We start from the raw sequence: 13985 nt of genomic DNA on the forward strand, positions 1-13985 counted from the left end.
ATGACGGCCGGGATCCGCCGGCCGCGGCACCGACGAGGAGGGGCGCGATGCCCGGGGTACTTGTTTTCGCAGCAGGCAATGTCACGAACGACCTGACCTACCGGGAGTCCGCCCGGGATCAGCGGCACGACTTCCTGAGCTTCACGATGGCCGCCAATAACGGCTACCTGGACGAGAACGGCGAGTGGAAGCAGACCGGCACCGTCTGGCTCAACGTCAAGGCCTTCGGCGCGCTCGCCCGCAACGCGCGGGCCGTGATCGCGAAGGGCCGCCCGGTCATGGTCCACGGCGAACTCAAGCACGAGACCTTCGACGGTGCGGACGGGCACCGCCACAGCTCCCTCGACCTCAAGGCCGATGCGATCGGGCTCAACCTGCGGATGTGCGCGAGCCAGTACGTGGGCAGGGGCGAGGCGTACCGGGAGATCGCATCGGCGCCGATGGAGACCGTCGCCGGGGCACCGGCCGACGTGCCGGGCGGTGGTGTGGCGGGGGACGGCGCTGCGGTTGTCGCCGGGTACGACGAGTCGGTCGACGTCCTGGACTTCGCGGAGCACGAACAGGACGGCGAGCGCTCGGTGGCCGCCGTGGGCGGGGCGCCGGGCTTCTAGCCGTCGCGCGCGGTCGGCCGACGGTGGCGGGGTCGCCCTCGCCGCTTCGGGGAACGGTGTGCCGTGGCCTCGACCTCACGCCCGGCGGTGCGGTGGCGTGAGGTCGAGTTCACGGGGTGGACATCGCGGAAACCGGCGGCGCAACATCGGCTGCCTACCTTCGACGCGAAAGGAGTTCGCGACACACGGGAGGTCTGGAATGAGCCGATCACACACGATCACGCAGTGGGATCCGGAGGACCGGCAGCAGTGGGAATCCGGCGGAGAGGCGATCGCGAAGCGGAACCTGCTGTGGTCCGTGATCGCGGAGCACGTCGGCTTCTCGGTCTGGTCCCTCTGGTCCGTCATGGTGCTGTTCATGCCGCAGGACGTCTACGGGCTGGGCACGGCGGACAAGTTCCTCATCGGCGCGACCGCGACGCTGGTCGGCTCGTGCCTGCGCATCCCGTACACGCTGGCCACGGCGCGTTTCGGTGGCCGGAACTGGACGATCTTCAGCGCGCTGGTTCTCGCGGTCCCGGTGATCGCCACGATGCTGATCCTGGCGAATCCCGGACAACCCCTGTGGGTCTACCTGGCCTGCGCCGCGCTCACCGGTTTCGGTGGCGGCAACTTCGCCTCGTCGATGACCAACATCAACGCCTTCTTCCCACAGCGGCTCAAGGGCTGGGCGCTCGGGCTCAACGCCGGCGGCGGCAACATCGGCGTGCCCGCGATCCAGCTGGTCGGCCTGCTGGTGATCGCGACCGCGGGCAACCGAGAGCCCTACTGGGTGTGCGCCGTCTACCTGGTGCTGCTGGCGGTGGCAGGCCTCGGCGCGGCGCTGTTCATGGACAACCTCCAGGTCCCCACGGTCGACACCGCGGCGATGCGGGCGGCCATGCGCGACCGGGACACCTGGATCGTCTCCCTGCTCTACATCGGGACGTTCGGCTCCTTCATCGGCTTCTCCTTCGCCTTCGGGCAGGTGCTGCAGGCCACGTTCCGCGCGGGCGGCGAGTCGGTGGCGCAGGCCTCGCTGCACGCCGCGCAGATCGCCTTCCTCGGACCACTGCTCGGGTCGCTCTCCCGTGTCTACGGCGGCAGGCTCGCCGACCGGCTCGGTGGCGGCCGGGTCACCCTCTACGTCTTCGCGGGGATGATCGCGGCCGGCGGCGTCCTCATCGCCGCCGCGACGACGGCGGGTGCCGGCGCACCGTCCGGGGCCGTGCTCGGCGCTTACGTCCTCGGCTTCATCGCCCTGTTCCTGCTCAGCGGGCTGGGCAACGGCTCGGTGTACAAGATGATTCCATCGATCTACGAGGCGAGGGCCCGGTCGCTGGACGCCGACGAGGCCACCCGGACGCACTACTCGCGGGCGATGTCCGGCGCGGTGATCGGGATCGCCGGCGCGATCGGCGGCCTCGGCGGTGTCGGGATCAACCTGGTCCTGCGGGCGTCGTACCAGTCGTCCGGCACCGCGACGACCGCGTTCTGGGTGTTCGGCGCCTTCTACGTCGTCGCCGCGCTGGTCACCTGGAAGGTCTACGTGCGTACGCCCGCCCCGCACGGGCATGGGACGCTTGATCCCACGCCGTGCGACGGTGCGCTCACCGTCGCCGACACCCGATGACCGTCGCAGACGAAGGAGTCCCATCCGATATGACCGAGGCGCCGGCCCGCCCCCTTGTCGGATTCACCGTGGCCGTGACGGCCGCGCGCCGCGCCGATGAGCTGGGCACCCTGCTCGAGCGGCGCGGCGCCGCCGTACTCGCCGCACCCGCGATCGCGATGGTGCCGCTCTCCGATGACGCTCGGCTGCGCGCCGCGACCGAGGAACTGCTCGCGACCCCGCCGGACCTGCTGGTGGCCACCACCGGGATCGGCTTCCGCGGCTGGCTCGAGGCGGCCGAGGGATGGGGGCTCGCGGAACGGCTGATCGCGGCGCTCGGCGGCGGCCGCGTCATCTCCCGCGGGCCCAAGGCGACCGGTGCGCTCCGGGCGGCGGGCCTGCGGGAGGAGTGGTCGCCGGAGTCGGAGTCGTCCGCAGAGGTGCTCAGCCACCTGTCCATGTCGGACCTCACCGGCCTGCGCGTCGCGGTGCAGTTGCACGGCGCCACCGACAAGTGGGACCCGAATCCGGGCCTGCTCGACGGCCTGCGCGGCCTGGGCGCGGAGATCGTCGAGGTCCCCGTCTACCGCTGGGAGCGTCCGGCCGATCTCGCCGGCCTGGACCGGATCATCGAGGCGCTCGCGACCTCCGCCGTCGACGCCGTCACCTTCACCTCCGCTCCCGCCGTCGCCTCTGTTCTCGAGCGCGCCGCCGAGCTCGGGCTCGACGGTGCCGTCCACGCCGCGCTGACCGGACCGGTCGTGCCCTACTGCGTGGGGCCGGTCACCGCCACGCCGCTCGACCGCCTCGGCATCGCGTCCGTCACGCCCGAGCGGATGCGGCTCGGGGCGCTGGCGAGGCTCGTCGAGCAGGACCTACCGGCCCGTCGCCCGGACCTCGTCGTCGCGGGACACGTGCTCGGCCTGCGCGCGCGGGGCGCGGTCGTCGACGGCGAGGAGCGGGAGCTCACGCCCACCTCGATCGTCCTGCTGCGCCTGCTCTCCCGCGAACCCGGCGCGGTGGTCTCCCGCGAGGACCTCCTCGCCGCGCTCGGCGGTGACGATCCGCACGCCGTCGAGGCCGCCGTCGCGCGGCTGCGCTCCGGGTTGGGGCACAAGGAGATCGTCGCCACCGTGGTGAAGCGGGGCTACCGTCTCGCGATCGATGAGGAGTACTGACATGGGAACCCTCCTGGTGGCGCACGGTACCCGCAGCGAGCACGGTGTGGCGATGATCGGCGACCTCGCCGCCGCGATGGCCGCACGGCTGTCCGAGACGGTCCGCGTGGCCTTCGTCGACGTCCTCGGCCCCACCCCGGCGGAGGTTCTCACCGCGCTCGACCACGAGCCCACGGTGGTCGTTCCCGCGTTCCTGTCCAGCGGCTTCCACGTGCGTCATGACCTGCCCCGTGGGGTGGCCGAGTCCGGTCACCGCGCCGCCACGGTGACCGCCGCGCTGGGGCCGTCGCCGGAGCTCGCTCGCGCGATGCTCGGCCGGCTGAAGGAGGCCGGCTGGCAGCGTGGCGACGCCGTCGTCATGGCCGCCGCCGGTACCCGGGACGTGCACGCGCAGGGTGAACTCCGGCGCACCGCGGCCGCCCTCTCCGCGCTGGTCGGCAGCCGGGTCGCCATCGCTTTCGCCGCGCCCAGCCAGCAGAGCGAGGGCTACCCGTCGGTCCCGGAGGTCGTCGCCCGGGTCCGGTCCGACGGTGCGCCGTCCGTCGCCGTCGCGTCCTACCTGCTCGCGGAAGGGCTCTTCCAGGAGCGGCTCCGGAGCGCGGGGGCGGACGTCGTCGCCGCGCCGTTGGGCCTGCATCCGTCCGTGGTGCGGCTCGCATGCCTGCGCCGCAGCCACGCGGGCCTGGCCGCGCGCCCGGGAGCGGTCACCGGCGGCTGAACCGTCGACGGTGCGCAGGTCAGGACACGAGTCGGACGACTGAGAGCGCCACCACGATCAGGACCGCGGCCACGGCGAGCGCCGCCCCGAGCGTGACGGCGAGCCTGCCGTGCCCGGCATCGCGTGCGGGTGCGGCGGTGTCCGGTGGGTGGACGACGGGCGCCGGAGCAAGGGCCTCGGCGAGCGCGCGGGCGAAGTCGGCGGCCGACGGGTACCGGAACGCCGGGTCGCGGGAGGTCGCCCGCGTGAGGACCGCCTCCAGCCCCGGGCCGAGATCCGGCCGCGCCTGCCGGGCGTTGGCGATCCCGTAGGAGTTCGGCGCGGCCCCCGTCAGGAGTGTGTACGCAGTGCTGGCCAGCGAGAAGACCTCCGAGCGTGCATCCGGCGCCGCGCCGGCGAAGACCTCGGGGGCGGCGTGCGCGCCCGTGGCCGGGACGCCGCCGAGTGAGGCCGGGGAGAGGAGCACGATCCGGCCGTCCGGGGTCAGCGCGATCGCGGCGGGGCTGAGCCGGCCGTGCGGATGCCCTGCGGCCGCGTTCCGGTCGACCTCGTCCGCCACCGTGGTGACGACCTGCACGACCTGACTCGCCGCGAGCGGACCGGTGTCGCGGATGCGGCCGCCGAGGTCGCCCTCTGTCATCGGGACATCCTCCGGATCAGGAGCCACTGAGGAACAGCGCCATGAAACCGGCGGCGGCCAGCACCACCAGCAGCAGGAAGATGATCGGCAGAGCCGCCTCGGGGATCTCGAATCGCCGGGCCCCGCTCTGCGGTACCGGTGGCGGGGGGACCGCGGCCGCGAGCCGGGCCTGAAGGACCGGTGCGGCGGACCGCACCGGGATCGCCGAGGGCTGCGCGGGCTCGTCGAGCGCGTCCGCCAGCGCCGCGGCGAAGTCCGTCGCCGTCGCGAACCGGAGCTCCGGCGTGCGCGCCGTGGCCTGGAGCAGCACGCCGTCGACGCTCGGCCCGAGGTCGGGCCGGTCGCGCCGCACCGTCGCGAACCCGTACGGGTTCGGGGGATGCCCGGTCAGCAGCGTGTACGTGGTACTGGCGAGGGAGAAGACCTCGGAGCGGGCCGTCGGGGCCGCGCCCGCGCGGACCTCGGGTGCGGCGTACGTCGCCGCCTCGTCCGCGTTCGCCTCGTCCGCGAGGCGGGCGCCGGCAGCGTCGAGGAGCAGCACCGCCGGCCCGAGTCGTCCGTGGGGCGCGCCGGACGCGACGCGGGCGTCGACGACCGGGGCGATCGCGTCCATCAGAAATCGGACGTCGGCCGCCGCGAGCGGCCCGTGATCCCGCAGTCGAACGGAAGAGTCGCCGTGACCGGCCATCGTCTACTCCTTCAGCTGTCAGGAGCAGAGTAGCGGTGCCGGGATCAGCCGGCGCCGGGACCGGGGCGGAAGCCGAACCGGACCTCCGGCGAGTTCGCGACGTGGACCGTCCCGTCGAGGGCGATCCTGGTGCCGTACACCGGGATCGACACACCGGGCACGTCCAGGCAACGGCCGTCGAGCAGGCTGAAGGCCTGCTTCTTCAGCGGCGACTGCACCACCGGGAAGCCGCCCCGGTCGCCGACGATGCCGCGCGAGAGCACCGCGGCCCGCCCGATCGGGTCGATGTTCCCGACCGCGCGGATGCTGTCGTCGGCCAGCCGGAACAGGGCCACCTGGGCACCGTCCGGTAGCAGGACCGCGACCCCGCGCAGGGGCTCGAGCCGGGCCGCGGGGCAGGCCGCGGTCCAGTCGCGCGTCCATCTGTGCAGGTCGAAGGGGGTCGTCGTCATGCCTGCTCCTTCCGCGGGGGCATCGAGGGGGTGGGCGTGCCCAGCAGGATCGGGACCTTGCGGCCGTTCTTCTCGCCGAACTCGACGGTCGGATCCGGGGCGCCGGGGGCGTTGACGAAGGAGACGAAGCGGGCGAGCTTGTCCGGATCGTCGAGGACGCCCTTCCACTCGCAGCCGTAGCCGTCGACGTGCCGCTCGACGGCCGCTTCGAAGTCGGCGTTCAGGCCGAGGGCGTCGTCGACCACCACCTCCCGCAGGCGGTCCATGCCGAGGGCCTCCAGCCAGGGCGCCGTCCGCTGCAGCCGGTCCGCGGTGCGGATGTAATACATGAGGAACCGGTCGACGTACCTGACCAGGGTCTCCCGGTCGAGATCGCCGGCGAGGAGCTGCGCGTGCTTTGGAGTCATACCGCCGTTGCCGCCCACGTAGAGGTTCCAGCCCGACTCGGTGGCGATCACACCCACGTCCTTGCCGCGCGCCTCCGCGCACTCGCGCGCACAGCCCGAGACGCCCATCTTGATCTTGTGCGGTGAGCGCAGGCCGCGGTACCGCAGCTCCAGGTCGATGGCCATCTGCACGGAGTCCTGCTGGCCGTAGCGGCACCAGTCGCTGCCCACACAGCTCTTCACCGTGCGCAGCGACTTGCCGTAGGCCTGACCGGATTCCATGCCCGCGTCCACCAGGCGCCGCCAGATCAGCGGCAGCTGGTCGACGGTGGCGCCGAACATGTCGATCCGCTGGCCGCCGGTGATCTTGGTGTACAGCCCGAAGTCGCGGGCGATCTCACCGATCGCGATCAGTTGCTCGGCCGTCACGTCGCCGCCCGGCATCCGGGGTACGACCGAATACGTGCCGTTGCGCTGGATGTTCGCGAGGAAGTGGTCGTTGCTGTCCTGCAGCGACGCCTGCTCGCCGTCGAGGATGTGATCCGAGCTCGTGGACGCGAGGATCGAGGCCACCGTCGGCTTGCAGATGTCGCACCCGGTGCCGGAGCCGAACCGCTCGATCAGCCCGGAGAAGGTACGGATGCCGCTGGCTTGGACCAGCTCGAAGAGCTCGGCCCGGGACTGGGAGAAGTGCTCGCACAGCGACTTCGAGACGGCGACCCCCTCCGCCTCGAGCAGCTGCGAGAGCAGCGGCACACACGAGCCGCAGGAGGTGCCCGCGCCCGTGCAGCCCTTGAGCTCCGCGACGGTGCAGGCACCGTCGGCGATGGCGGAGCAGAGCGCGCCCTTGCTGACGTCGTTGCACGAGCACACCTGTGCCGTATCGGGGAGCGCGCCCACGCCGATCCCGGGCGAGCCGTCGCCGGCCGGTGCGATCAGGGAGACCGGGTCGCCCGGCAGGGCGGACCCGACGAGCGGCCGGAGGACGCCGTACTGCGAGGCGTCGCCGACGAGCACACCGCCGAGCAGCGTCGACGCGTCGTCGGAGAGGACCAGCTTGGCGTAGGTCCCGCCGATCGGGTCGCTGACGACGACGTCGAGGGCGCCGGGCGTGATGCCGAGCGCGTCGCCGAAGGAGGCCACGTCGACGCCGAGGAGCTTGAGCTTGGTGGACGTGTCCGCGCCGGGGAAGAGCGCGTCGCCGCCGAGCAGACGGTCGGCGACCACCTCGGCGCTCGCGTACCCGGGGCCGACGAGGCCGTAGCAGCGGCCCTCGATGGCCGCGACCTCGCCGATCGCGTGGACGGCGGGATCGGAGGTGACGCAGGACAGGTCGGTGCGGACGCCGCCGCGCTCGGCGATCTCCAGGCCCGCATCGCGGGCGAGCTCGTCGCGCGGGCGGACGCCGGCGGCGAAGACCACGGCGGCCGCTTCGACGACGCTCCCGTCCTTGAGCGTGACCGCGAGGCCGCCGTCGGTCGGGGCGATGTCGGTGGTGCCGGAGCCGAGCGAGACGTCGATGCCGAGCGCCGAGATCATGCGCGCCAGGTGCTCGCCGCCGCCGGCGTCGACCTGCTGCGGCATCAGCCGGGGGTTGACCTCCACCACGTGCGGCCGCAGTCCCAGGGCGCGCAGGGCGTTCGCTGCCTCCAGGCCTAGGAGGCCGCCGCCGACCACCACGCCGACGGGCTCGGCCGAGCCGGCCAGTGCTGCTTCGGCGCAGGCGCGCAGGGCGTCGAGATCGTCGAGGGTGCGGTAGACGTGACATCCCGGCAGGTCGTGTCCGGGGACCGGCGGGACGAAGGCGAAGGAGCCCGTGGCCAGGACCAGCGCGTCGTAGGGGATCGGGCCGCCGTCCGTCGTGACGGTACGCGCGGCGCGGTCGATGCCGGTGACCCGCGTGCCCAGCCGCAGCTCCACCAGCGGATCGCCGGCGTAGTCGTTGCCCGCGAGCGACAGCGCGGAACGGTCCCAGGCCCCGACGTAGGACGAGAGCCCGACGCGGTCGTAGGCACCGTCGGCCTCCTCGCCGAGGATCACGATCCGCCAGGTGCCCGCCTCGTCGCGGGCGCGGAGCGCCTCCACGAACCTGTGGCCGACCATGCCGTGCCCGACCACGACGACGGTGCGCTGCGTGCTCATGGAGCTCTCCTCTCGCCGGAATCCGTTGACACCGAATCTAAGGAGGCGGTGTTGCGGGGCTGTGCCGCCGTGTTGCCCCGCGGTCACGCCTTCCGCACGGCCCACGGCGCGGCGCCGTGAGGATTCAGGCGAGGCGCTCGACGAGGTCGCCCGGGCGCGCGAGCGGGGGGATCAATGCGATCGCGCGGCGTCCGACGGCGTCGCGCAGGTGGGGTGTCGCGATGGTCGCCGGTGCGTGCCACCGCCCGAGCCCGTCGGGTTCGACGGGGAGCATCCGCCACCGGTCGTCCGGATTGGCGTCGGCGAGGACCAGCAGCTCGGTCGCCCGCGGTGCCCGCCGGAGCAGCGCCCCGCGCACCGGTTCCGCGAGGAGCGCGGCTCCCAACACGGCGGCCATGGGATTGCCTCCCAGTCCGAGGACGGTCGGGCCGCCCGGCACCGTCGCGACCAGGAGGGAACCGCCGGGGCGCACGGCCACGCCGTCGACGAGCGGTGTCGCGCCGGCCGCGGCGAGCGCGCCCCGCAACTGGTCCGCCGCGCCGCGGCCCGTGGCGCCGATGATCACGACGACGTCCGCACCGTCCGGCCGGAGCGCGGCGCGGAAGGACCCGGGCTCGTCCCGCAGGTGCGGGCCCCGCGCGACCTCCAGCCCGGCGGCCTCGAAGACCGCGGCCACGGGGGCCCACGCGGTCTCGGGCAGGCCCGCCCGGCCCGAGGCCCCGACCTCGTCGCCCGAGGTGTGCAGGCGGACCCGCACGGGCCCGCGCACGGTCCCCGAGTGCACCCCGGCCGCGGTCGCCAGGGAGATCGCCGCCGGATCCAGGGCGGTGCCGGCGGGGGCGAGCGACGCGCCCGTGGGCCACGCGGAGCCCGCCCGCCGCACGTCGTCACGCGCGGGGTCCGTGCAGTTCAGAAGGCCCTCGACGGTGACGATCTCCTCGTCCCGGACGACCCGGCCGGCCCCGTCGGGCAGGCGCGCGCCGGTGGCGATCCGCACCGCCGTGCCCGCGGTCATCGGTGGCGCGGCGTGACCGGCGAGCGCGGCACCGTCGACGGGGCGCCACGGCGGTGGTCCCGCGACGGCCCAGCCGTCCATCGCGGACTGATCGAACGGTGGGAACGGCGCGGCCGCGACGAGCGGCTCCGCGAGCACCGCACCGGGGACCAGCGGCCCGGGTGTCGCGGGGAGGGCGGGGAGGGCCCCGCGGAGGAGCCGGCGGACGGCGAGGGGAGAGGACTCGGCACGGCGCAGATCGTCCGGGGTGTCCACGTCGGCGAGGGGCAGGCGCAGCCGGGGCGCGTCCGGCGGGACGACCGCCCGCACGGGAGCCCCAGCGGCACTGCCGAGTCCGGCGAGGGCGGTGCGCAGGGCGGCGGCATCCCACACCGCCAGGAGGTACTGGGGGCGCCCGTGCGCGTCCTCGGCGAGCGCCACCGGTGCGCCGGTGGCGGCGCGGTGTGCGGCGAGCCGGGCGAGGCTCGACGGTTCCACCTCGGGGAGGTCGGCCGCCACCACGGCCACGGTGCGCGCTGCGGCCGGGACGGCGGCCAGCCCCGCGGCGATCGCCGCGAGCGGGCCGCCGCCGGGCGGATCCTCGCGGACGACGGTGACGTGCTCGGGGACCGCACGGGGAGGTCCGACCATGACCGTCGGCGCCCCGGCGGCCGCGTCGATCGCGGCGTCCAGCAGCCGCCTGTTGCCGACCACGAGCTCGGGCTTGTCCCGCCCGAGGCGCCGGGCCCCGCCGCCGGCGACGACGATCACCGCGTCAGTGGACGCGGTGGGATCGTCAGTAGACGTCACGCACGTATCTCCGTTCGGCGGACAGCGCGGCCACGTAGGCGTCCGCGCTGTGCGGAGCCATCTGGCCCTGCTCCGCGACGATACCGCGCAGGGCCTCGTCGACGTCGCGGGCCATCCGCGCGGCGTCGCCGCAGATGTAGACGTGCGCGCCACGCCGGATCCACTCCCAGACCTCGGCGGCGCGCTCGCGCAGGCGATCCTGCACGTAGACCTTCCGGTCGGTGTCGCGGGAGAAGGCGGTGTCGAGCCGGGTGAGCACGCCGCCGGCGCGGAGGGCGCCGAACTCGGACCGGTAGTAGAAGTCGGTGTCCTCGTGCTGTTCGCCGAAGAACAGCCAGTTCGGTCCCGTCGCGCCGCTGCGACCCCGGTCGTGCAGGAAGGCGCGGAAGGGAGCCACGCCCGTGCCCGGGCCGATCATGATCGCCGGCGCGGCTCCGTCCTCCGGAGGGAGGAAGGCGCGGGTCGGCTGGACGAAGAGGTCGATCTCGTCGCCCGGCTCGAGGCTCGCAAGGTGCGACGAGCAGGTGCCGCCGCGGCGCCGCCCGGCGTGCTCGAAGGAGACCACCGAGACCGTGATCGAGACGCGGTCCGGGTGCTCCCGTGGGCTCGACGAGATCGAGTACAGCCGCGGGGTCAGGGGCCGCAGCAGGGTCTCCCACTCGTGCGGCGCCGCGCGCACCGGGTGTTCGGCGAGCAGGTCGAGCAGTTGCCGGCCCCAGGCCCAGCGCGCGAACGCCGTGGGGTCGTCGAGGATGCCGCGCAGCTCGGCGCAGTTCCCGTGGTGGCGCCCGAACGTCGCGGGCCCGTCGAGGAGGTGCCCGGGCGGGTCGCAGCGGTCCGCGACGAAGCGCAGCAGGTCGGGGGTGATCCGGGTGAGGTCCCTGCGCTCCAGGTCGACGGTGCCGCGGTCGATCCCGGTCCGGGCGCAGAACTCCTCGATCACGGCGCCCGTGTTGCGCGGCCACACGCCGAGGGCATCGCCGGCGCGGTAGGGCAGCGCCGCCGCGGGAAGCTCGAAGGTGAAGCGGCGCACGTCCTTCGCCGAACCCGCGCCGGAGAGACGCTCGGATTCCAGCAGCCGCGTGCGTAGCGGCGTCGCCCGCGACGGTCCCGAGGCCGTCGGCGGGCGCTGCGGTGGGGCCGCATCGGGATCGAGCGCGGAGAGCACGGTGCCCAGCCACGCGGTGGCGGTCGCCGCGTAGTCCGGCTCGCACGAGGCGCGGGGCGCGAGCCGGGAGGCGCCGAGGTGCTCCAGGCGGGCGTCGAGCTTGCGGGCGAAGCCGCAGAAGTCGGCGTACGACGGGTCGCCGAAGCCCAGAACGGAGAACCGCAGGCCGTCGAGGTCGCCGGGTTCGGCGGCGGCCAGGGCGTCCCACAGCGCGACGCCGTTGTCGGGCGCGTCGCCGTCGCCGGTGGTGGCCACCAGGAAGAGGACGGTGCCGGTCAGGTGCGCGGGCGTCACCCGCTCGCCGCCGGCAACCGACGCCGTCATGCCGGCGGCGCGCAGCGCGGTGGCGCAATCGTCCGCGTAGGCCTCGGCGGTGCCGGTCTGGGACGCCCAGACGACGGTCACCGTCGTCCCCTGGCCGTCCGGCTCCGGCGCCGCGGTGACCGGGATCCCCGGTTCGCCGGTGGCCTCGGACGGCAGCGCCGGGAGCGGGGCCAGGGCCACGGCGCTGATCTTGAGCTCGGGTTGCAGGGATTCGGGGTCGACGGCGTCGTTGGTGACGGCGTTCACCGCCACCTCCTCGCCGAAGGCATCGCCGAAATGCATGGGGGCGAAGCACACCCCGGGCCGGACCGCGGCGTCCACCGCCACGGGCAGCGTGGCCCTGCCGCGGCGGCTGGAGACGCGCACCCGCGTCCCGTCCGCGAGTCCCATCCGCGCGGCGTCGTCGGGGTGGAGCTGGAGGAAGGGCTGCGGGTTGAGGCGATTGAGCTTCGCGACGCGTCCCGTCTTGGTCATGGTGTGCCACTGGTGCGCGAGGCGGCCGGTGGTGAGGACCATGGGGTACTCGTCGTCGGGCAGTTCCGCGGGCGGCAGGTACGGGCGGGGGAGGAACCGGGCGCGGCCGGACGGGGTGGGGAAGACCGGGCCGCGGGTGGGATCGTCCGTGTCGATGTAGCGGATCGGGTTGCGGTCCGGCCCGCCCGGCGCCGCGGGCCACTGCACCGGGCCCCGCGCGAGCCGCGCGTGGTCGACGCCGCGCACGTCCCAGCCCGTGCGCGGATTGTGGAAGGTCTTGAGCTCGTCGAAGACCGCAGCGGCGTCGGGGTAGTCGAAGTCGGCGCCGTACCCGAGTTCGGCGGCGACCAGGCAGATCAGCTTCCAGTCGGGGAGGGCGTCGCCGGGCGGCGGGGTCGCGGCCGCCGTCCGGGCGAGGGAGCGCTCCGAATTGACCATCACGCCGTCGGTCTCGGCCCAGAGCGCCGCGGGCAGCACCACGTCGGCGTACGCGGACGTCTCGGTGTGTGCGTAGGCGTCCTGCACGACAACCAGTTCGGCGGCTCGGAGCGCGTCGATGACGGTGCCGCGGTTGGCCATCGAGGCGACGGGGTTGCTGCAGACAATCCATGCCGCCTTGATCTCGCCGGCGGCGAGTGCGCGGTACATCTCGACGGTGCCCTCGCCGGCATCGGCGCGGATCGTGCCCTCGGGCAGGCCCCAGAGGGCCTCCGTGCGGGAGCGGTCACCGTCGTCGAGGACGGACCGTTGCCCGGGCAGGCCCGGTCCCATATACCCCATCTCGCGGCCGCCCATCGCGTTCGGCTGGCCGGTGAGGCTGAACGGGCCCGAGCCGGTGCGGCAGATCGCGCCGGTGGCGAGGTGCAGGTTGCACAGCGCGACGGTGTTCCAGGTGCCGTGCGTGGACTGGTTCAGGCCCATCGTCCACAGGCTCGTCCAGTTCGCGGCGCCGCCGATGAGCTCCGCGGCGCGGGCGATATCGGCGGCGGGCAGGCCCGTGATCTGCGCGACGCGCTCCAGCGGGTAGTCCTCGAGGAAGGCGGGCATCGCCTCCCAGCCCTCGGTGTGGGCGGCGATGAAACCCCGGTCCAGGGCACCGTTCTCGGCCAGCACACGGAGCAGTCCGTTGAGCAGCGCGAGGTCGGTACCCGGGCGGATCGGCAGGTGCAGGTCGGCCTTCGCCGCCGTGGCGGTGCGCCGCGGGTCGACCACGATGAGCTTCGCCCCGGCCTTGACGCGGTCCAGCATGCGCAGGAACAGGATCGGGTGGCAGTCGGCGATGTTCGCGCCCATGACGAGGAGGACGTCGGCGTGGTCGAGGTCGTCGTAGCTGCCGGGCGGGCCGTCGGCACCGAGGGACTGTTTGTAGCCCGTGCCCGCGCTGGCCATGCACAGTCGCGAGTTCGACTCCAGCCACCTCGTGCGCAGGAAGCCCTTCGCCAGCTTGGTCGCGAGGTACTGCGCCTCCAGCGTCATCTGCCCGCTGACGTACAGGGCGATCGCGTCGGGTCCGTGCTCGTCCCGGATCGCGCGCAGGCGCCGCCCGGTGGCGGCGATCGCCTCCGCGAGGCCGACGGTGTCCCGGGGCGCGTCGCGGTCCTCACGCAGCTCCGCGTGCGCCTGTCTACCGCCGGCCGTGAGCAGGTCGACGGTGGTGGCGCCCTTCGTGCACAGCCGTCCGCGGTTGGCGGGATGGTGCTTCGTGCCGACGGAGCCCGTCACGGCGCCGCCGCGCACCTGAAGGGTGAGGCCGCACCCCACCCCGCAGTACCCGCACACGGTCTCGACATCCATGCCGCCACCGTGCCC

10 protein-coding genes are annotated in these 13985 nt (G+C 74.0%); 4 read left to right on the plus strand and 6 right to left on the minus strand.

Annotation, left to right across the window (positions count from 1 at the left end; genetic code table 11):
* Window positions 1-47: 47 nt before the first annotated feature.
* From AC21LY_RS11730 to AC21LY_RS11745, 4 genes are all read left to right on the plus strand, one after another.
* On the plus strand, window positions 48-611 hold the full coding sequence (locus tag AC21LY_RS11730) for a single-stranded DNA-binding protein (RefSeq protein ID WP_489046646.1): 564 nt from the start codon (window positions 48-50) through the stop codon (window positions 609-611).
* Between the two features lie 199 nt (window positions 612-810).
* Window positions 811-2223: a nitrate/nitrite transporter gene (locus AC21LY_RS11735; protein WP_489046647.1), complete on the plus strand. Its 1413-nt coding sequence runs from the start codon at window positions 811-813 to the stop codon at window positions 2221-2223.
* A gap of 29 nt (window positions 2224-2252) precedes the next feature.
* Entirely contained in the window at window positions 2253-3380 is a 1128-nt protein-coding gene (locus AC21LY_RS11740) for a uroporphyrinogen-III synthase (RefSeq protein WP_489046648.1), read from the plus strand.
* Between the two features lies 1 nt (window position 3381).
* The gene (locus tag AC21LY_RS11745; protein WP_489046649.1) at window positions 3382-4098 is read left to right on the plus strand and encodes a sirohydrochlorin chelatase; all 717 of its coding nucleotides are present in this window, start codon (window positions 3382-3384) and stop codon (window positions 4096-4098) included.
* A gap of 19 nt (window positions 4099-4117) precedes the next feature.
* On the opposite strand, the gene AC21LY_RS11750 is transcribed toward AC21LY_RS11745, so the two are convergent.
* From AC21LY_RS11750 to AC21LY_RS11775, 6 genes are all read right to left on the minus strand, one after another.
* Window positions 4118-4738: a protein kinase family protein gene (locus AC21LY_RS11750; RefSeq protein ID WP_489046650.1), complete on the minus strand. Its 621-nt coding sequence runs from the start codon at window positions 4736-4738 to the stop codon at window positions 4118-4120.
* Between the two features lie 16 nt (window positions 4739-4754).
* Window positions 4755-5426 (minus strand): serine/threonine-protein kinase, encoded by a 672-nt coding sequence (locus AC21LY_RS11755; protein WP_489046651.1) that lies wholly within the window; start codon window positions 5424-5426, stop codon window positions 4755-4757.
* A gap of 44 nt (window positions 5427-5470) precedes the next feature.
* Window positions 5471-5878 (minus strand): nitrite reductase small subunit NirD, encoded by a 408-nt coding sequence (gene nirD / locus AC21LY_RS11760; RefSeq protein WP_489046652.1) that lies wholly within the window; start codon window positions 5876-5878, stop codon window positions 5471-5473.
* Window positions 5875-8406, minus strand: a complete 2532-nt coding sequence (nirB, locus tag AC21LY_RS11765) for a nitrite reductase large subunit NirB (RefSeq protein ID WP_489046653.1) — start codon at window positions 8404-8406, stop codon at window positions 5875-5877. The genes nirD and nirB overlap by 4 nt, the downstream gene beginning before the upstream one ends.
* A 124-nt stretch (window positions 8407-8530) precedes the next feature.
* Window positions 8531-10210, minus strand: coding sequence for an NTP transferase domain-containing protein (locus tag AC21LY_RS11770; RefSeq protein WP_489046654.1), 1680 nt, complete (start codon window positions 10208-10210; stop codon window positions 8531-8533).
* Window positions 10197-13970 carry a bifunctional nitrate reductase/sulfite reductase flavoprotein subunit alpha gene (locus AC21LY_RS11775; protein WP_489046655.1) on the minus strand — a complete coding sequence of 1258 codons (3774 nt, stop codon included), beginning with the start codon at window positions 13968-13970 and terminating at the stop codon, window positions 10197-10199. Before AC21LY_RS11775 ends, AC21LY_RS11770 begins: the two co-directional genes overlap by 14 nt.
* Window positions 13971-13985 lie beyond the last annotated feature (15 nt).

The sequence above is a fragment of the Tsukamurella sp. II2bb genome (genome assembly GCF_057815145.1).